At 71.1% G+C, this 19997-nt stretch carries 17 protein-coding genes; 16 read left to right on the forward strand and 1 reads right to left on the reverse strand.

The annotated features are described in order from the left end of the window. The 3 genes from ACZ404_RS20480 (at position 1) to ACZ404_RS20490 (ending at position 5959) form a co-directional block, all read left to right on the forward strand. On the forward strand, positions 1-4584 hold the full coding sequence (locus tag ACZ404_RS20480; protein ID WP_468441823.1) for a peptidoglycan-binding protein: 4584 nt from the start codon (positions 1-3) through the stop codon (positions 4582-4584). A 114-nt stretch (positions 4585-4698) separates the two neighbouring features. Further along, on the forward strand, positions 4699-5328 hold the full coding sequence (locus tag ACZ404_RS20485) for a class I SAM-dependent methyltransferase (RefSeq protein ID WP_468441825.1): 630 nt from the start codon (positions 4699-4701) through the stop codon (positions 5326-5328). 217 nt (positions 5329-5545) lie between these two features. Beyond that, positions 5546-5959 carry a spore-associated protein A gene (locus tag ACZ404_RS20490; RefSeq protein ID WP_468441827.1) on the forward strand — a complete coding sequence of 138 codons (414 nt, stop codon included), beginning with the start codon at positions 5546-5548 and terminating at the stop codon, positions 5957-5959. Between the two features lie 181 nt (positions 5960-6140). On the opposite strand, the gene ACZ404_RS20495 is transcribed toward ACZ404_RS20490, so the two are convergent. Then, positions 6141-6794 carry a hypothetical protein gene (locus tag ACZ404_RS20495; protein WP_468441829.1) on the reverse strand — a complete coding sequence of 218 codons (654 nt, stop codon included), beginning with the start codon at positions 6792-6794 and terminating at the stop codon, positions 6141-6143. Positions 6795-7524: 730 nt separating this feature from the next. On the opposite strand from ACZ404_RS20495, the gene ACZ404_RS20500 reads away from it, so the two are divergent. The 13 genes from ACZ404_RS20500 (at position 7525) to ACZ404_RS20560 (ending at position 19872) form a co-directional block, all read left to right on the forward strand. Beyond that, positions 7525-8586 carry a sugar ABC transporter substrate-binding protein gene (locus ACZ404_RS20500; RefSeq protein WP_468441831.1) on the forward strand — a complete coding sequence of 354 codons (1062 nt, stop codon included), beginning with the start codon at positions 7525-7527 and terminating at the stop codon, positions 8584-8586. Positions 8587-8633: 47 nt separating this feature from the next. Beyond that, entirely contained in the window at positions 8634-10196 is a 1563-nt protein-coding gene (locus ACZ404_RS20505) for a sugar ABC transporter ATP-binding protein (protein WP_468441833.1), read from the forward strand. Then, positions 10189-11232 carry an ABC transporter permease gene (locus ACZ404_RS20510; protein ID WP_468441835.1) on the forward strand — a complete coding sequence of 348 codons (1044 nt, stop codon included), beginning with the start codon at positions 10189-10191 and terminating at the stop codon, positions 11230-11232. The genes ACZ404_RS20505 and ACZ404_RS20510 overlap by 8 nt, the downstream gene beginning before the upstream one ends. 89 nt (positions 11233-11321) lie before the next feature. Next, positions 11322-12647, forward strand: a complete 1326-nt coding sequence (locus tag ACZ404_RS20515) for an L-fuconate dehydratase (RefSeq protein WP_468441837.1) — start codon at positions 11322-11324, stop codon at positions 12645-12647. Further along, positions 12640-13521: an amidohydrolase family protein gene (locus ACZ404_RS20520; RefSeq protein WP_468441839.1), complete on the forward strand. Its 882-nt coding sequence runs from the start codon at positions 12640-12642 to the stop codon at positions 13519-13521. The genes ACZ404_RS20515 and ACZ404_RS20520 overlap by 8 nt, the downstream gene beginning before the upstream one ends. Beyond that, on the forward strand, positions 13521-13958 hold the full coding sequence (locus tag ACZ404_RS20525; RefSeq protein WP_468441841.1) for an RbsD/FucU domain-containing protein: 438 nt from the start codon (positions 13521-13523) through the stop codon (positions 13956-13958). The genes ACZ404_RS20520 and ACZ404_RS20525 overlap by 1 nt, the downstream gene beginning before the upstream one ends. After that, a complete protein-coding gene (locus ACZ404_RS20530) occupies positions 13955-14998 on the forward strand; it encodes a zinc-dependent alcohol dehydrogenase (RefSeq protein ID WP_468441843.1) in 1044 nt (347 codons plus the stop codon). Before ACZ404_RS20525 ends, ACZ404_RS20530 begins: the two co-directional genes overlap by 4 nt. Next, positions 14995-15756 carry an SDR family oxidoreductase gene (locus ACZ404_RS20535; protein WP_468441845.1) on the forward strand — a complete coding sequence of 254 codons (762 nt, stop codon included), beginning with the start codon at positions 14995-14997 and terminating at the stop codon, positions 15754-15756. Before ACZ404_RS20530 ends, ACZ404_RS20535 begins: the two co-directional genes overlap by 4 nt. Then, positions 15753-16385 (forward strand): bifunctional 4-hydroxy-2-oxoglutarate aldolase/2-dehydro-3-deoxy-phosphogluconate aldolase, encoded by a 633-nt coding sequence (locus ACZ404_RS20540; protein ID WP_468441847.1) that lies wholly within the window; start codon positions 15753-15755, stop codon positions 16383-16385. Before ACZ404_RS20535 ends, ACZ404_RS20540 begins: the two co-directional genes overlap by 4 nt. Next, complete coding sequence (locus ACZ404_RS20545; RefSeq protein ID WP_468441849.1) at positions 16382-17476, forward strand: PfkB family carbohydrate kinase; 1095 nt, start codon at positions 16382-16384, stop codon at positions 17474-17476. The genes ACZ404_RS20540 and ACZ404_RS20545 overlap by 4 nt, the downstream gene beginning before the upstream one ends. A 61-nt stretch (positions 17477-17537) precedes the next feature. After that, complete coding sequence (locus tag ACZ404_RS20550; RefSeq protein ID WP_468441851.1) at positions 17538-18551, forward strand: aldo/keto reductase; 1014 nt, start codon at positions 17538-17540, stop codon at positions 18549-18551. Beyond that, entirely contained in the window at positions 18542-19240 is a 699-nt protein-coding gene (locus tag ACZ404_RS20555; RefSeq protein ID WP_468441853.1) for a FadR/GntR family transcriptional regulator, read from the forward strand. Before ACZ404_RS20550 ends, ACZ404_RS20555 begins: the two co-directional genes overlap by 10 nt. Positions 19241-19308: 68 nt before the next feature. Beyond that, positions 19309-19872 (forward strand): dihydrofolate reductase family protein, encoded by a 564-nt coding sequence (locus tag ACZ404_RS20560; protein ID WP_468441855.1) that lies wholly within the window; start codon positions 19309-19311, stop codon positions 19870-19872. The last annotated feature ends 125 nt before the right edge of the window (positions 19873-19997 follow it).

A 19997-nucleotide genomic window follows, 5' to 3' on the forward strand; every position in this document is an offset into this window, starting at 1 on the left:
ATGACCATGCCCTTCGAACAGCACATCAGCTGGACGGCTCTGCCCCGGCCGGCCGTGGTCTCGGCCGACGGTACCCAGCCGCAAGTGTCGGTGTTCGTGGCTCCCCGACTCCAGACGCCCGACGGAACGACCGGAACCCTGGCGAACTTCCACGACTTCCTCAGATGGCCCGAGACAGTCATGGCGGTCGGATTCGAGTTCGCCACCGCGGACGGCACCGCCACACCGCCCGTGCCCGTTCCCTTCACCGACCCGCTCACGCCGCAGGGCCCGGCGCCGGACCTGAACCTGTGGACGAGTCTCTTCCACGAGGGCACCCCACTGGAGCCGTACTCCATGGAGGCGCCCAAGCAGACCATGCGCAGCTACTCGGTCGAGGAAGTCCACGAGTTCACGAAGGGCGTCTACGCCAGGGCGGCCAAGGACTCGCCCGAGGCGCCGCCCCCGACGCAAAATCCGGTGAATGATCAGGTTGCGGCCATGGACGGACAGGGACACACACCGCTCGTTGCCGGCGGAGTGGGACCCCCGCAGTTGCAGACGCTGGCCCTGTTCCACCACCCCTCCGGTTCCGCCACGTCCGCGACCAACGGAACGTCGGCCGGCCCGGCGTCCCTGGCCGCCGAAGAGCCGGCCGCGGAGGGACAGCCGCCGAACGGTCAGGAGCATCCCTCACCGCCGTCCCCGCCGCCCCCGGACTTCCATACGATGCTGACCTCGCTCGGCGACCACCCCGTGCTGCTCCGCCGCCTCGGACTGGTCCTGGACTTCGTCCTGCCGGCCGGGCTCCCCGAGTCCGCCGGCGAGCGGTTGCTGACCGTCATCCCCCGGTGGACGTCGGCCCTGGGCAGCGATTCGCACGACGTCCGCTGCCTCACACGCTACTTCTTCGGCGTGGATCCCCTTTCCCCGAGTCCGCCCGCGCCCAGCCGCCGCATCTTCGTCCCCGCGGCGCAACCGCCGTCCGCCGGCGACCCGCTGGCCTCACCGGCCCGCGGTCTGGTCGACCTGGCCTCGAACTTCGACCTGATGCAGGCGGACATCGAGGGTGCCGCCCTGAAGATGCTGTCGATTCCCGACGACGCCAAAGGCCTGTCCCCGGTTCGGACCCACGGAATCTCACTGATCCGCAAAGACCGCATGACCAGCCTGCAGGCAGAGTTCGGCCGGGCGGTCGCGCACGACGAGGCCTTCACCGAGGTGGTCGCGCACCAGCGGGCGCAGGCGCAACCGCAGACACCGGCCGAGCCGGGCGGACCGCATGCGGCGCAGCCGGCCCCACAGGACGTCCAGGCCGAGCCGACCCCCCCGGTGCTCGTCGCCCAGGATCTGGTCCGCGGCCACCGGATGGACATCTGGGACGGCAGTCGCAACGGCTGGTTCTCGCTGCATGCGCGTGAGGTGGAGTACCGGCGGCCGCAGAACGGGCCACTGCTGCTGACGGCCACCGATGAAGGCTTCTTCCAGGCCAACCTGATCACACCACCTGGCGAACCGATGCTCCACGTACCCGAGCCGCTGGCCGTCTGGCGTGGGTGGTCCCTGTCCGCGCCGCAACCGGGCCTCGTCCTGGACACCGACGAGGGGGACCCCACCACCCACAGGCCGCCCAATCCGCTGGTGCCGCCCAGGAACCAGGCGCCGGCGGGGGTACCGTTGGAGATCGCGGTCAGGGCCGGGCGCGGTTCGCTGCCCACCCTGCGGTTCCACCATGCCTACCGGGTGCGGCTGCGCACCGTGGACCTGGCGGGCAACGGCCTCGACCTCCAGCAGGCCGACGCCCTCATGCACCTGCCAGGCGTGGCCGTCCCCGACCCGCCACTGCCCTTCCAGCGCTTCGAGGCCGTCCCCGCGCCGGCCGTGGTACCGAGACTGCCGCTCGCCGAAGGCGCCTCCGCCTTCCGGATGGTGATCCGCAGCAGTCCGGGGGACCGGCCGCCCCCGGCTGCCGGTCCCGGCCCTGCGCCGAACGAGACGCGGGTCTTGCTCTCCAGGGTGCAGCCCCACATGACCAACGACGACGTCAGCGTCGTCCAAAGAGCACTGATGGCGTTGGGCCACAACCTTCCGGGTGGCGCGGACGGCAACTTCGGCGACCGGACGAGAGAGGCCTATGCCGAGGAGCAACGAGACCAGGGCTTCTCCGGCCATGACGCCGACGGCACACCCGGCTGCACGTCCCTGACCGAGCTGGGCCGCAAGGCCGGTTTCACCGTCGACTGCGGCACAGGCTCGCCACCGGCCCCGGTGACCGGCCGGACGGCCGAGCAGTACGCCGCGGAGTTCAACCACTCCGGGCTGGTCACCACCGAAGGACACCTCCCCTATCAGGGCGTCGACGAACGGCACGTGGTGGCACCGAAAACATCGCTGCAGTGTGTGGAGTGGCACGGGCTGCTGGACGACGCCATAGGCTCCACCGACCACGCCGTACAGGACAGGGTCTACGCGCTCGCCGTACGCGAGAGCGACTCCCTGGACGACCCCGGACCGGACGTACGGCTGGAGCCCATCGATTCGCCGGCGGCGGATCCCGACCACCCCGCGGTGACCGCCCTGCACACGGGGGAACAGGTCGACATGCGCGGGCTTCCCGACCCCTTGGCCCGGGGAACCGCCCTGCTGGACCTGCCGGGAATGCCTCCCGGCCAGCCGTTTCTCGTTCCCTGGGACGGCGATGTCTGGCACCGCCCGAGGTCCTTCAGGCTGAGGCTGGCCGAAGGGACCGCGCCGCCCCACTTCGACGAGGCGTCCCGGGTGCTGACCGTGTCGCTGCCCAAGGGCGCCGTGGCCACCGTCCGCGTGTGTTCCGCGATCGACTTCGATGCGAACCTCATGGGCATGGCCACGTGGTGCCAGGACCCGTTGCCGCCACCACACGGACTCGCCCCGGAGACGGAGGAGCAGGCCGAGGCGAGGAAGAAGGCGGAAGCGCAGCGGGCCGACGAGGTACTGAAACTTGCCGCCGCCAGCCGTCACTGGATGTTCACTCCCTGGCACGAGCTGACCCTCGTCCACGCGGTCCAGAAGCCGCTGAAAACGCCCGTGCTCAACCTCACCCCCCTGGCCGCCCCGCGCCCCGCCGGTGCCACGGCCGAGCATCTCGCCGGCACCATCGCACTGGACGAGGGCAGCACCGGCCGCGTCGATCTGATCGCGGAGTGGACCGAGGTGACGGACGCGGGCCCCACCGGGCGCGACACCCGGACGATGACCGTGCCGGTGTTCGGGTTGCTGACGGCGAGGGCCGCACCGACGGGCGTCCCCGGCACGGACCCCGCCGTCCTTCAAGACGGCCTTCTGACCTTCAGCACCAAGGCGGCCGAGGACAAGGCGAAGGCCGACGGGGCCACGGCCGCAAAGGCACAACCCCTCATCGAGAAGCACGAGTTCGGCGACACCAGACACCGCGTGGTGCGCTACCACCCGCTCGCGGGCAGCCGCTTCGGCGACTACTTCCCACCACGGTTCGCCGAGCCCGGCGAGAGCGCGCTGACCGTACCGGGCGCCGCGCAGGAACACTCGGTGCCCAGCAGCGCGGCACCCACGGCCCCGCGGGTCCTGTACTGCGTACCCACGCTCGCCCTGGAGCAGGACGACGCGACCTCCGACGGCATCGTCCGGCGCCGGCGGGGCGGAGGCATCAGGGTGTACCTGGGCCGGCCGTGGTTCTCCTCCGGAGACGGTGAACTGCTCGGCGTGGTCCTCGGCGAGCCGCCCGGCGGTGACCCGACGTCCCTGCGCGACGCCTGGGTCACCCTGATGGGCCGCGACCCCGTGCACCGTTCCGCTCCCGTCGTGGCCCCGACCCCGGACGTGTTCACCAACGCGGTGGGGCAGCCCAAGAAGCTCACCCTGCCCACGCCCGCCGGCCCGCTCACCGTGACCGTCGTGGGCTTCGCCCCGCAGTTCGACGCGGACGAGAAGGGCGGCCGCTGGTTCTGCGACCTGGACCTGGACACCGGGGAGACCTGCCTGCCCTTCATCCGGCTCGCTCTGGTCCGGTACCAGCCGGATTCGATCCCCGGCGCCGAGATCTCGCCGGTCGTGCTCGCCGACATGGTCCGTACCCTGCCCGACCGGGAACTCACGGTCAGGCCCGGTCAGCCGCTCACGGTCAGCGTCACCGGCCCCTCCTGGGACCCCACCGGCTCGCTGGCGCCGCAGATCACGGCCACGCTGCAACGACGTCACGACGTCGTCAAAGACGAGGACCTCGGCTGGGTGACCCTCGAGGAGACCGCCACCCGGCTCACCTCGATCGACGCGGAGTCGTCCCACACGCCCTTCTACTCGGGTCGGATCACGGTGCCGCCTGTGCGGCGCGGAGCACCCCTGCGCCTGCTGGTCATGGAGACGGAGGGCATCCCGCCCGACGGCCCCGTCCCCGCCTCCGCCGCGTCCCCAGGGCCCGTGATCTACTGCGACACCGTCGATCTCCCGCCCGGACACGACGGCCATCGCGAGGACGACGACCGGCCCGACAGGCGCGACGGTCCGGACGGCGACCGAGGAGGCCACGACCGGGACGACCATGACGGGCACGGGCACGGGCACGGTGACGGCGGGTTCGGCCATCACTGAGACAGCCCGGACGGTGGCGCAGGGCGGGCAGCACGCTCCGGACAGCCGGTCCCCATGGGGGCGGCACGGGGCCGGGGAAGCGGTGAACGGGTGCGGATGCTAGCTTCCTTCCCCGTGAGGGAGCATCAGGACGAGACCAGGCTGGCCTACGACGGTGTCGTCGAGCTCTATGCGTCGCTGTTCACCAATGGGCTGGAGACGCGTCCCTTCTCGCGGAACATGATCGGCACCTTCGCCGAACTGGTGCGCGCGACGGGGAACCCGCGGGCGGTCGACGTCGGGTGCGGGCCCGGGCATCTGACGGCGATGCTGCACGACCTGGGGCTGGACGCCTTCGGGCTCGACCTCTCCCCGGGCATGGTCGGCCACGCCCGGCGGGCCCATCCGGCGCTGCGGTTCGACGAGGGGCGGATGGAGGCCCTGCCGGTCGAGGACGGCGCACTCGGCGGCGTGCTGGCCCACTACTCGATGATCCATACCCCGCCCGGGGAGTTGCCTGCGCTACTCGCCGAGCAGGTGCGTGTCCTGGCACCGGGCGGCCTGCTCTTGGTCTCGTTCTTCGCGACCGACGGACCGGAGCCGATCCGTTTCGACCACAAGGTGACGCCCGCCTACAGCTGGCCGGTGGACCGTTTCGCCGAGCTGCTGGCCGGGGCCGGGCTCGTCCCGTTCGCCCGGCTGCTCCACGATCCGGCCTCCGAACGCGGCTTCCTCGACGCCCACTTGCTGGCCCGCCTCCCCTAGGGCCCTGCCCGTCCCCGCTCGCCGTCGCTCGGTTCATGTCACTGCAGCTGCGCTTTCTGATCAGGTAGTCCACAGATTCGACCATGCGTCCGGGAATCAGCCATTCATGATCCAGTTCTAGCCATGAACACGTCATTGAGCTGGCGTGACGCGTCGCCCACAGCTCCTCGGTGATGTGATCGACGCCGTTGATCCTCACCAGGAGAAGGAGCCGGACATGAACAGACGAGCCACTCTGGCCGTCGCGGGAGCCGCGGCGCTGACCTCGGTGGTGGCGTTCGCGGGCACCGCGTCGGCCACCGGGGCGAACGTGGCGTACAACGGGGCCTGCGGCTCCGGTTACTCCGTCGTCAACTGGCAGAACATGCAGTACGGGCTGGGCACCGTCTATTTGACCTACAGCGGCGCCACCGGCAAGAACTGCGTGGTCACGATCCAGACGGAGCAGAAGTACGCGAACGAGATGGTGGCCAAGATCCGGCGCACCGGCTCCTCCACCTGGGTCGTGGACAAGGGCGACTACAGGTACTACGCCGGGCCCGTGTACGTGTCGGCGGCGGGCTCCTGCGTCGACTGGTACGGGAGCTACCTCGGCGGCTACGCCGGCGGGGACGCGACGAACTGCGGCTGAGTTTCTGGCTGCTGCCCGCCCCCGGGGCAGGCGGGCAGCGGCGAAGCCGCACGCGCAAGAACGGCGGAGGCGCACCACGCCTCGCCCCGGCGGTGTCCTCGTCGGAGGCGAGGACTTGGCTCGGCCAGGTACAGCTGATCTTGCCGATGAGCGTGGCCATGCGCTCCGAACAGTCGCCTGCTCAGGACGTAGCTTCCGGCTGTGTCTCACCCTTGGGCTCTGCCGCCGGCGCAGAGGCGTCGGAAGCGGTGTAGAAGACGGAGCTTCCCTGCTTGGTGCGCTGTGCCTTGTTGCGGGCCACAAGGCTCTCCAGGGTGGTGCGCACGACGTTGGTCTGGATGGCACGCATGGGGTGCGCCTGGGTGAGCGCCTCGGCGACTTCCGCGGCGGAGCGGGGTTCGCTCTGTTCCGTCAGGTGACGGCGGACGAGTTCGACCAGGGTGGGCTTCGCCGCCTTGGAGGCCGACGCTGTGGCCGTAGGCTTCTTCGCGGGTCCCTTCTCTCCACCGGACCGTGCGGTGGCTGTCCGCCCCGAGCGGCGTGTCCCGGGCGCAGCCGCCTTCTTCCGCCGAGGGGAAGGCACCACAGCACTGCCGGCACGGTCAGAACTGTCGGCACCGGCAGGGGTGACCGCCGGAGCCGCTGCGGCGCCGAGCGCCTTCTGCATGTTCACCAACACCGTGTGATCGTGCTGCAGGACGGCCAACTGTTCTTGCAGCGCTGCGAGTTCCGCCGTGATGCGCTCCTGCTCTTTGACGTTGCGCTCCAGGTCGCCCATCACCTGGTTGACGTACTGCGATGTCAACTCGGAGGAATGCGCGGTGCTTTCGGACATCTTTTCGCTCCTCGAATCGTGGCCGGGCGAACCGTGCCCTGGTGCATCGATAGTACGGGTGGGGCACCCTGTTCCCTGCTCGACTCGCACCTGGCCGGGCTGACCCTGATGCTCGGCATGGTTGTCCGGGACGTCCGCTCCAGCGCTTCGACGCGCGAGCGGTAACGGGACGCTTATCGCCCGGCGTGCGAAAGAACGTCCTTGCCGCGGTCCTGGCCCGCCGAGGAATGAACCGGCCACTGCGACGGCCGGGAGGTGCGGGCCACGGTGGACGCAGACCGCCCGCATCACCGACTTCCGCACCGGCGAGGTCACCCGCACCTGGACCGACGGCTACGGCACCTGGAAGCGCCAGGTCTCCGTCTCCCGGGCCGACCAGGTCATCGTCCATGAGCTGCTGCCCGCCACCGGCCGCACGCACCTCCAACGGCGGCACAGACCAGGAGTGGCAACCGGTCGGAGTGTGACAGCCGCGGGTGGGTGAACCCGCCGGCCGCTCGTTGCCGACGCATCACGAATGCGCACCATTGATGGGATGGATTCATCTCCAGGTCGACGGCAGAGCGATCCAGTCGGGTCGCCCTGGCCCGCTTTTTCCGGCAAGTTCTCGCCCCGGCCTAGACAGGGCGCTCCTTCGGCATCTATAAACATCCCATCTCTACGAGTGAGCGACACACCGGCTGTCGCACCGGTAGATCCCCCGCTTCGACCCCAGCGCGAGGAAGCACCCATGAGACTCAGAGCCGCCCTCTGCTCCACCGCCGCCACCCTGTCCGCACTGGCGCTGCTCAGCGCCTGCAGCGGCTCCGGCACCGCCGCCACCTCCAGCGACCGGCCGCTGGTCGGCGTCGACTACCCGCGGTCCGACACCGACTTCTGGAACTCGTACATCAAGTACACGCCGCGGTACGCCGGTCAGCTCGACCTCTCCCTGAAGACCACCAACTCGCAGAACGACGTCGCGAAGCTGACCGCCAACGCGCAGACCTTCATCAGCCAGGGGGTCAAGGGCATCGCGATGGCACCGCAGGACACCGCCGCCATCGCGCCGACCCTGGCGCAGCTGGAGGCGAAGAAGATCCCGGTCGTCACGGTGGACACCCGCCCCGACAGCGGCAAGGTCTTCATGGTGGTGCGCGCGGACAACCGCGCCTACGGCGAGAAGGCGTGCCAGTACCTGGGCACCAAGCTCGGCGGCAAGGGCAAGGTCGTGATGCTGGAGGGCGACCTGTCCTCGATCAACGGCCGCGACCGCACCGAGGCGTTCAACGACTGCATGAAGAAGAACTACCCCGGCATCAAGGTGTTCGGTGAGGCCACCAACTGGGACGGTGCGGTGGCCGCGCAGAAGCTGCAGACCGATCTGACCGCCCACCCCGACATCAAGGGCGTCTACATGCAGTCCAGCTTCGCCCTGTCCGGCACCCTCCAGGTCCTCAAGCAGAAGGGCCTGCTGGTCGGTCCGAAGGACAAGAAGCACGTCTTCGTCGTCTCCAACGACGGCATCCCCGAGGAACTCAAGGACATCGCCGCCGGCAAGATCGACGCCACCGTCTCCCAGCCGGCCGATCTCTACGCCAAGTACGCCCTGTACTACCTGAAGGCCGCGATCGACGGCAAGACGTTCAAGCCCGGCAAGACCGACCACGACAGCACCATCGTCCAGGTCCGCGAGGGGCTGCTGGAGGACCAGCTCTCCGCCCCGCTCGTCACCGCCGACGGCGGCGCCTACGGCGGCATCACCAGCCTGAAGAGCGACGACAAGTCCCTCTGGGGCAACAACCTCGGCTGATCTCCCCGGTCAGGAACGCAACGGCTATCGAGCGCAAGGCGGTTGAGATGAGCGACGGGGAGCGAGCAGTCACCCCCGCGCCCGCACCGGCGGACGACGGACGGGTCCCGGCGGACCCGCCCGTCGTCGAGGCGACGGGCATAGTCAAACGATTCGGCCCGACGGTGGCCCTGAACGGCGCCCGGATCACCATCAGGCCCGGCGAGACCCACGCCCTCGTCGGCCGCAACGGGGCCGGCAAGTCCACCCTGGTGTCCGTCCTCACCGGGCTGCAGGTCCCCGACGAGGGAACGGTCACGTTCGGCGGAGAACCCGCGCCACGGCTCGCGGACCGTGACGCGTGGCGGCAGCGCGTGGCCTGCGTCTACCAGAAGTCGACCATCATCCCCACCCTCACGGTGGCGGAGAACCTCTTCCTGAACCGGCACGACCACGGCCGCAACCGGCTCATCAGCTGGCAGGGTGTGCGCCGCCGGGCACACGATCTGCTGGCGACCTGGTCCGTGGACGTCGACCCGCAGACCCCGGCCGCAGATCTCAGCGTGGAGCAGCGGCAGTTCGTCGAGATCGCCCGAGCGCTGTCCTTCGGCGCCCGGTTCATCATCCTCGACGAACCCACCGCCCAACTCGACGGGGCGGCCATCAACCGGCTCTTCGGCCGCATCCGCGACCTGCAACGCCAAGGCGTCACCTTCCTGTTCATCAGCCACCATCTCCAGGAGATCTACGAGATCTGCGACATGGTGACGGTCTTCCGCGACGCCCGGCACATCCTGACCGCGCCGGTCGCGGACCTGCCCCGCACCGAACTCGTCGCCGCCATGACCGGCGAGGCGGCGGCCGACCGGCAGGAGGAACGCGCGAGCACCCTCGACCCCGGCGCCCGGGCCGCGCTGAGCGTGCGGGAGCTGACCGGCGAGACCTACGCGGATGTCACCTTCCAGGTGGGCGCCGGAGAGATCGTCGGGCTCGCGGGGGCGGCCGGCAGCGGACGTACCGAAGTGGCCGAGACCATCGTCGGACTGCGGGCCGCCGACGGCGGCGCGCTGGAGATCGCCGGCAACCGCCCCCGGCCGGGCAGCGTGCCCGCCGCGCTCGCCGCAGGCGCCGGGTTCGTGCCCCAGGACCGGCACCACCAGGGCTTCGTGCCCGACATGTCGATCGCCGACAACGCCACCTTGTCCGTGCCGCGCAGGCTCGGCAGGAACGGGTTTCTCAGCCGTGCCCGGCGGGACCGACTGGCCGAGCGCATGATCGAGAACCTCGCCATCAAGACGCCGGGACCCGAGCTGCCCGTCTCCGCCCTCTCGGGCGGCAACCAGCAGAAGGTGGTGATGGCCCGCGCCCTGGCGGACGACCCGCGCCTGCTGGTGCTGATCAACCCGACCGCGGGCGTGGACGTGCGCTCCAAGGAGTTCCTCCTCGGCAAGGTCGAGGAGACCGCGCGGACCGGCACCGGAGTGCTCATCGCCTCCGACGAACTCGACGACCTGCGCATGTGCGACCGGGTCCTGGTGATGTTCCAGGGCCGAGTGACCTCAGAGATCGCCCGCGGCTGGCACGACCACGACCTCGTCGCCGCGATGGAAGGAGTGGACCTCCATGCCTGACACCGCCCTCGCGGACACGCCCACCCCCAAGACGGAAGCGGCCGGCGCCAGGCGGACGGCGCTGCTCGGCGGCCGGATACCCCTGGCCCGGCTGCGTGACCTGGCCCTCGTCCCCGCCATCGTCGTCATCGCGATCGTCGGACAGGTCGTCAACCCCGTCTTCCTGCAGGCGGACAACCTCATCAACGTCCTGCAGACCATGTCCGAGATGGCCCTGCTGGTCCTCGCCCAGACGATGATCCTGATCGTCAAGAAGATGGACCTGTCGCTGGAGTCCACCATGGGCCTGGCACCCGGTGTCGCGGCCTGGCTGGTGGTCCCCGCCGGCGCCGGACACGGACTCGGACTGCTCCCCGGCGCCTGGGCCATTCCGGTCACCCTGGCCGTGGGCGCGCTGGTCGGAGTGATCAACGCACTGCTGATCATCCGCTTCGGCCTCAACGGCTTCATCGTCACCCTCGGCATGCTGATCGTGCTGCGCGGCATCCTCACCGGCATCTCCGGCGGCCAGACCTTCTTCCAGTTGCCGCAGTCGATGCTCTACCTCGGGACCGCCGAATGGCTCGGGGTGCCGGCCTCGATCTGGATCTGCCTCGCACTGTTCGCCGTCGCCATCGTCGTTCTGGGCTGGACCAGCTTCGGCCGCTCGCTGTACGCCATCGGCGGCAACGTCGACGCTGCGAGGGCCGCCGGCATCCGCACCGACCGGGTGCTGTGGACCGTCATCGTCACCGGCAGCGTGCTCGCCGCCCTCGCCGGACTGCTGCTGTCCGGGCGGCTGGCCTCCGTCGCCTCCGCCCAGGGCAACGGCTACATCTTCACCGTCTTCGCCGCCGCCGTCATCGGCGGGATCAGCCTCAACGGCGGCAAGGGCACCATGTTCGGCGCCTTCAGCGGCATCCTGCTGCTCTTCATGATCCAGAACGTGCTCACCCTCGCGGGCGTCCCCGCCCAGTGGATCGGCGCCCTCAACGGTCTGATCATCCTCGTCGCGCTGACCATCTCGCGCATCACGGGCGGCAAGGTCCAGGAGTGAACCGGGCGGCCGCCGCCGGCCCCTCCTCGCCGTCCCCCATCCCGTCGCAGGGGCCTCTTCTCCCCCCTGCTCCTCCAGGAGTTGCTGTCATGCCCCCTGCTGTGTCCGCTTCCGCCCGCATCATCGCCCTGGACGTCCTCGACGTGCGCTTCCCGACGTCCGAGCACCTCGACGGGTCCGATGCGATGAACCCCGAACCCGACTACTCCGCCGCCTACGTCGTCCTGCGCACCGACGCCGGCGACGGCCTCGAGGGCCACGCCCTCGCCTTCACCACCGGCCGGGGCAACGACGTCCAGGCTGCCGCCATCGCCGCCCTCGCGCCGCATGTGGTGGGCCTGCCCGTCGAACAGGTCTGCGCCGACCTCGGCGCGTTCTCCCGCTCCCTCGTCCACGATCCCCAACTGCGCTGGCTGGGACCGGAGAAGGGCGCCATCCACATGGCCACCGGCGCGGTGGTCAACGCCGCCTGGGACCTGGCTGCCAAGCGGGCCGGCAAACCGGTCTGGCGCTTCCTCGGCGAGATGTCGCCCGAGGAACTGGTCGCCCAGGTCGACTTCCGCTGGCTGTCCGACGCGCTCACCCCCGAGGAGGCGCTGGGCATCCTGCGCCGCGCCGAACCCGGCCGCGAACACCGCATCGAACGCCTTCTCGACAAGGGCTATCCCGCCTACACCACCACCCCCGGCTGGCTCGGGTACTCCGACGAGAAGCTGGCCCGCCTCGCCCGCGAGGCCGTCGCCGACGGCTTCACCCAGATCAAACTGAAGGTCGGCGCCTCACTGGAGGACGACGTACGGCGCATGAGCGTCGCCCGCGAGACCGTCGGTCCGGACATCCGCATCGCCGTCGACGCCAACCAGAGATGGGACGTCGCCCCCGCGATCGACTGGATGCGCGCCCTGGCGCCGTACCAGCCGTACTGGATCGAGGAGCCCACCTCGCCCGACGACATCCTCGGCCATGCGGCAGTCCGCGAGGCGCTCAGGCCCATCAAGGTCGCCACCGGCGAGCACATCGCCAACCGGGTGGTCTTCAAGCAGCTCCTGCAGGCCGGCGCGGTGGACATCGTGCAGATCGACTCGGCGCGGGTCGGCGGCGTGGGCGAGAACATCGCCATCCTCCTGCTCGCCGCCAAGTTCGGCGTCCCGGTCTGCCCGCACGCCGGCGGGGTGGGCCTGTGCGAGATGGTCCAGCACCTGTCGATGTTCGACTACGTCGCCGTCTCCGGCACCACCGAGGACCGCGTCATCGAGTACGTCGACCATCTGCACGAGCACTTCATCGACCCGGTACGCATCGTCGACGGCCACTACCTGCCACCGACCCTGCCCGGGCTGAGCGCGCAGATGCACCCGGACTCCCTCAAGGAGTACGCCTATCCCGACGGCCCGGTGTGGTCCGCCCGTGTCTGACACCGCTCCCGGGCTCGTGGACGCCCACCATCACCTGTGGAACCTGGACCGCCGCCCCCAGCCCTGGCTGGACGAGCCCGGTCACGAGCCGATCCGCCGCACCTTCGGCGCCGACGATCTGCGCGCCTGCGCCACCCGTGCCCTCGCCGGACGCCGGCTGTCCCGCACGGTGCTCGTCCAGTGCGTGACGTCGGTCGCCGAGACACGCGAGCTGCTGGCCCTCGCCGACACCGACCCGCTCATCGGTGCGGTCGTCGGCTGGGTGGACCTGACCTCCCTCGCGATCGGCGACGTACTCGACGCACTGCGATCGGGGCCCGGCGGGTCGTACCTCCGGGCCGTACGCCACCTCGTCCAGGACGAGTCCGACCCCGGCTGGCTGCAACGGCCTTCCGTCGAGGGGGGACTGCGGGCGGTGGCCGAACGCGGACTCGCCTACGACGTACTCGTCCGCAGCCACCAGTTCCCGCAGGCCATCCGCCTGGCCGAGCGCTTCCCCGAACTGCCGCTGGTCCTGGACCACGCCGGCAAACCTCCCATCGCCCGGCACGACCTGGACGACTGGGAGCGTGAGGTGCGACGGCTGGCCGCGCATCCCCAGGTGCGGTGCAAGGTGTCGGGCCTGGTCACCGAGGCCGACCACGACAAGTGGACCCTCGACGACATCCGCCCGGTGTGGGACGCCCTGCTGGCCGCCTTCGGCCCCGACCGGCTGATGTTCGGCTCCGACTGGCCGGTCTGCGTCCTCGCCGGCGGCTGGAACCGGTGGGCCGCCACCGTCGAGGAACTCCTGGACGGCTGTTCCCCCGCCGAGACCGACGCGGTCCTCGCCGGTACCGCGACCCACTTCTACCACCTGCAGGAGGGGACCTGATGCTCCTGACCGAACTGCTGCATCCGGGCATCCTCGAAGCCCTGGCCGGTGCCGGCCACGGAGCCCGCGTCCTGCTCGCCGACGGCCACTACCCGGCGAGTACGGCCACCGGCCCGCAGGCCAGAACCGTCCATCTCAACCTGGCGCCGGGGCAGTTGGACGTCACCACCGTCCTCGGCGTCCTGCTGCGCGTCCTGCCCGTCGAGTCGGCGCAGGTCATGGTGCCGCCCGAGGGTGAGCCGGAGCCGCTTCCCCTCGCCCAGTACCGCTCCATGCTGGCACCCGTCCCGGTCGGGACGCTCGGCCGCCACGAGTTCTACGACGCCGCCCGCTCACCCGAGCTGGCCCTCGCCATCGTCACCGCCGACATCCGCACCTACGCCAACCTGCTGCTCACGGTCGGCGTCCGCGCTGAAGGGACCCTGAGAGCACCATGACACTCGCCGTCCGCTACCTGGCCGCCCGCACCCTGGACACGGCGCCCGCCGAGCCCTCGCCCCCCGGCCCCGGAGAGGTCGAACTGGCCCCCGCCTACGTCGGCATCTGCGGCACCGACCTGCACATCTTCCACGGCGACATGGACGCCCGGGTCGCCGCGCCCGCCGTCCTCGGGCACGAGATGTCCGGCCGGATCGTACGAGTCGGCCCGGACGTGGAGGGCTGGTCGCCCGGCGACGCGGTCACCGTGATGCCGCTGCGCTGGGACGGCACCTGTCCGGCCTGCCGGGCCGGGAACCAGCACATCTGCCAGCACCTCGACTTCATCGGCATCGACTCTCCCGGCGCCATGCAGCAGCGCTGGACCGTGCCCGCCGCCACCCTCATCCGCCTTCCCGGCTCGCTGCCCCTGGACCGGGCCGCCCTGGTGGAGCCCACGGCCGTGGCCGTGCATGACGTCGGGCGGGCCCAGGTGCGCGAGAGCGAGAAGGCCGTCGTGGTCGGCGGCGGGCCCGTCGGCATCCTCATCGCACTGGTCGCGCGGGCAGCCGGCGCCGACGTCCGGGTGGTCGAGCTGAGCGCGCACCGGCGACTGCTGGCCGAGGAACTCGGGCTGGTCACCTGGGACCCGGCCGTCGACGACGTGCCCGAGCTGGTCCGGCAGTGGACCGGCGACGCGGGCGCGGACGTCGCCTTCGAGGTCTCCGGCGCGGCAGGCGGCGTCGACACCGCGGTGGACGTCCTCGGTGTGCGCGGCCGACTGTGCCTGGTGGCCATCCATCCCCGGCCCCGCGAGCTGAACCTGCACCGCTTCTTCTGGCGCGAACTCACCCTCGTCGGCGCCCGGTTGTACGACCGGTCCGACTTCGAGCGGGCGGTGGCGCTGGTGGCGGACGGCACCGTTCCGGCCGAGCGGCTGATCAGCAAGGTCGTGCCGCTCACGCAGGCGTCGGCCGCGTTCGAGGCCCTGGAGGGCGGCGGTGACGTGATGAAGATCCTCGTCGACTGCACCGACGACGCTCAGGGAGCCGCCGAATGAACGCCTTCGACCTCACCGGAAAGCTCGCCGTCGTCACCGGCGCCCGGCGCGGCATCGGCCGGGCCATGGCCCGCGCCCTCGCCGAAGCCGGCGCGGACGTGATCGGTGTCAGCGCCTCGCTTGAGGAGTCCGGCAGCGACGTGGAGAAGGACGTCGTCGCCGTGGGCCGCACGTTCGAGGCGATCCGCACCGACTTCGCCGACCCCGAGGCCGTCCGGGCCCTGGGCGCCGACCTGGCCCGGCGCGAGCGGCCGGTGGACATCCTCGTCAACAACGCCGGTACCATTCGCCGCGCCCCGGCCGCCGAACACCCCGACGCCGACTGGGACCTGGTCCTCCAGGTCAACCTCAGCGCCCAGTTCGCCCTCACCCGGGCCGTCGGCGCCGCCATGGTGGCCCGCCGTCGGGGCAAGGTCGTCTTCACGGCGTCGCTGCTCAGCTTCCAGGGCGGCATCACCGTCCCCGGTTACACCGCCGCCAAGCACGGCATCGCCGGACTGACCAGGGCGCTGGCCAACGAGTGGGCCCCGCACGGCGTCAACGTCAACGCCATCGCGCCGGGCTACATCGCCACCGACAACACCCAGGCACTGCAGGCCGACCCCGTCCGCAGCAAGGCGATCCTGGAACGCATCCCGGCCGGACGCTGGGGCAGGGCCGAGGACCTGGCCGGTGCCACCGTGTTCCTCGCCTCCGACGCCGCCGCCTACGTCCACGGCACGATCCTGCCCGTCGACGGCGGATGGCTGGGCCGATGAGCGACACCCACCTGGCCGGCGTGCTGGCCGGTGCCCGCGTCATGCCGGTACTGACCGTGCCCGATACGGCCACCGCGGCTCCGCTGGCCGAGGCGCTCGCGGCGGGCGGCGCCCGGTGCGCCGAGGTCACCTTCCGCACACCGGACGCCGAACGGGTCGTGAAGGCGATGGCCGCCCACGGCGGGCTGGCCGTCGGCGCCGGCACCGTCCTCACTCCCGAGCAGGCGGAGCGGGCCGTGGCGGCGGGGGCCCGCTTCGTGGTCGCCCCCGGCTTCGACGAGGACGTCGTCGCCAGGTGCCGCGAGCTGGGGGTGCCCGTCGTCCCCGGCATCGCCACCGCCACCGAGCTGATGCGCGCCCTGAGGGCCGGCCTCGACACCGTCAAGCTCTTCCCCGCCGAACCGCTCGGCGGCATCCGTACGCTGCGGGCGCTCGCGGCCCCCTTCCCCCGGGTGCGGTTCGTGCCGACCGGCGGGATCGTTGCGCCCCGCCTGGCCGCCTACCTCGCCGACCCGGCGGTCCTCGCCGTCGGCGGCAGCTGGATGGCCACCGCCGTCCACCTGGAACGAGGCGACTACGCCGAGATCCGCCGGCTGACCGCCGAGGCCGTGCAGGGGAGCGGGACATGACCGACGTGATCGCCCTCGGCGAGGTGATGCTCCGCTTCGACCCGGGCGAGGGCAGGATCCGTACCGCGCGCACCTTCCAGGTGTGGGAAGGCGGCGGCGAGTACAACGTCGTACGTGGACTGCGCCGCTGCTTCGGCCTGCGCACCGCCGTCGTGACCGCCCTGGCCGACAACGCGGTCGGGCGGCTGGTCGAGGATCTGATCCTGCAGGGCGGCGTCGACACCTCGCTGATCCGCTGGGCCCCCGACGACGGCATCGGCCGCACCACCCGCAACGGACTCAACTTCGTCGAACGCGGCTACGGAATCCGCGGCGCGCTCGGCGTCAGCGACCGCGCGCACACAGCCGTCTCGCAGTTGCGCAAGGGGGACGTCGACTGGGACGCGGTGTTCTCGTCGGGAGTGCGCTGGTTCCACACCGGTGGCATCTTCGCCGGGCTGTCCGACACCACCGTCGACGTCGCCGACGAGGCCATGGCCGCCGCACGCCGCCACGGCGTCACGGTCTCCTACGACCCCAACTACCGCCCCAGCCTCTGGACCGACCGGGGCGGCGCCGACCGCGCCCGCGAGACCGACCTGCGCCTCGCCCGGCACGCCGACGTCGTCGTGGGCGCCCTGGGCCTGGCCGGTCCGTACCCGGGCGCGGTGCGCGTCGAGGCCGACGAGGTGAAGGAGGCCCTGGCCGAGGTGGCCGGACGCCTGCCCCGGATCCAGGTGCTGGCGACGACCGTACGCACCGTGCCCTCGGCCGGTGTGAACGACTGGTCCTCGGCCGCCTGGTCGGCCCGCACCGGCTGTGTCCGTGGCCCCGAGATGCCCGGTCTGCATGTCCTGGACCGCATCGGATCCGGCGACGGTTTCGCGGCCGGTCTGATCTACGGACTGCTGACCGCCGACAGCAGGGAGGGCGGCCCGGCGGACCAGGGTTGGAGCGCCGCGAATCTCGACACCGCCGGCCTGAAACGCGCCCTGGCCTACGGGACCGCCCACGGCGCACTCACCATGACCACGCCCGGTGACGTCTCCATGGCCTCGCTCGCCGAGGTCGAGGCGCTCATGGCAGGCGGCTCGGCCGCCGTCAGAAGATGACCGGCCCGTTGGCGACCACACCCGTCCGCACACCGCAGGAGCACAGTTGACGCATCGGCCCATGCAACGCCGGAAGATCCAGCACACGTCCGTCGCACTCACCGAACTCGGCTTCGGTGCCTCCGTGATCGGCAACCTGTACCGCGTCACCCCGGCCGGCGACGCGAGAGCCGCCGTCGACGCGGCCTGGGACGCCGGCATCCGGTACTTCGACACCGCACCGCACTACGGCCTCGGCCTCTCCGAGCACCGACTGGGCGCCGCCCTGCGCGGCCGCCCCCGCGACGAGTACGTCGTCTCCTCCAAGGTGGGCCGGCTGCTCGTGCCGAACGAGGAGCCGCGCGGCGTCGACACCGAGGGCTTCGTCGTACGGGACGATCTGCGCCGGCGGTGGGACTTCAGCCGGGACGGCGTGCTCCGCTCCCTCGAGGACACGCTGGAGCGCACCGGCCTGGACCGGCTGGACGTCGTCTACCTGCACGATCCGGACGACCACTGGCGCCAGGCGGTCGAGGAGGCCATGCCCACGCTCGCGGACCTGCGCGACCAGGGTGTGATCGGCGCGATCGGCGCGGGCATGAACCAGTCGGCCATGCTCGCCCGTTTCCTGCGCGAGAGCGCCGCCGACCTGGTGATGCTCGCAGGCCGCTACACCCTCCTCGACCAGTCCGCGCTGGACGACGTCCTGCCCGCCGCGCGGGAGCTGGGCAAGAGCGTGGTGGCGGTCGGCGTGTTCAACTCGGGACTGCTCTCCCGTCCGCGGCCCGCCGAGGGCATGAAGTACGACTACCAGGACGCCCCGTCCGACCTGGTCGCCCGCGCCCGGGCCATCGCCGACGTGTGCGCCGCGCACGGGACCACCCTGCCCGCCGCCGCGATCGCCTTCCCTTACACCCATCCCAGTATCATCAATGTCACCCTCGGCATGCGGACCGCGGAACACGTCGTGCGCAACGTGGAACTCCACGCTCGGCACATCCCCGACGCCCTCTGGGACGAACTCCGCGCTCAGGGGCTGATCAGGTCGGACGTGCCCGCGGGGAACGGGGCCGGAAGGAGTGCGTGGTGTCACTGACGGACAAGGCCATAGCGCAGATCCGTGAGCTGATCACGAGCGGCGCCCTGCCTCCCGGCTCCAAGCTCCCGCCGGAACCGGACCTCGCCGCCCAGCTCGGCCTGTCCCGCAACCTGGCCCGTGAGGCGGTCAAGGCACTGGCCGTCGCCCGGGTCCTGGAAGTCCGGCGGGGCGACGGCACGTACGTGACCAGCCTGCAGCCCAGCCTGCTCCTGGAGGGACTCGGCGGTGCGGTGGAGCTGCTGCAGGGCGACTCGGCCGCCCTGCAGGACCTCATGGAGGTACGCCGGCTCCTGGAACCCGTCGCCACCGCGCTGGCCGCCACCCGGATCTCCGACGCCCAGCTGGCCGAGGTCAAGCGGCACCTGGACGCCATGCGCGAGGCCCGCGACGACGTGGAACAGCTCAACGCCCACGACGCGGCCTTCCACCGCGCCGTCATCAGGGCCACGGGCAACGAGACGCTGCTCACCCTCCTGGAGGGCATCTCCGGCCGCACGCTGCGCGCCCGGATCTGGCGCGGCCTGGTCGACAACCAGGCCGCGGGCCGGACCCTCGCCGAGCATGAGGCGATCTTCAACGCCCTGTCCCACCGCGACGCCGCTCTCAGCCAGGCCGCGGCACTGCTGCACGTCAGCAACACCGAACAGGGCCTGAGGGAACACCTCCGCGCGGACCGCCCCGGCTGACGGCCCCGCGGTCCATCGTGCGCCGGGCTCCGTGCCGGGCCTCGAACCGCTACCGAGGAGGACTTCTCATGCGCACGGTGACCTATTCGATGAGCGTCTCACTCGACGGCTACATCGTCGGACCGGACGGTGGCTTCGACTGGTCGGCGCCCGACGACGAGGTCTTCCGCTTCGCCACCGACGAGGTGCGCGGGGCCGGCGTCCACCTGTTGGGGCGACGGCTTTACGAGACGATGCTGTACTGGGAGACCGCCGACCAGGATCCCTCGCTCGACGACTCGATGCTCGAATTTGCCGCGATCTGGAAGCGGCTCCCGAAGGTGGTGTTCTCCACCACGCTGTCGGTGGTGCAGGGCAATGCCCGCCTGGCCTCCGGCGGCCTGGCGGACGAGATCGAGCGGCTGCGAGCCGAGCCGGGGGAGGGCAACATCGCGATCGGCGGCGCGACTCTCGCCGCCGAGGCGGCCGCGTCGGGTCTGATCGACGAGTACCGGGCCAGGGTCTACCCGGTGCTGGTCGGCGGTGGCATCCCGTTCTTCCCCCAGCGCGAGCGCCGGGTGGATCTCGAACTCGTCGAGACCCGCACCTTCCGCTCGAAAGTCGTGTATCTCCGCTACCGCGTGGCACGCTAGCCGGCTCGTCCGCCGGGCAAGCGGCGGGACGTCGAGCGTGGCAGCATAGGTCATCAGCGCGAAACCTCTGGTTGGTGTGTCGCTCGCCGTTCGGAGGCGGCGGGCGCCGACGGCGCGACCGCAGC

Source organism: Streptomyces sp. NPDC030798, assembly GCF_055572275.1.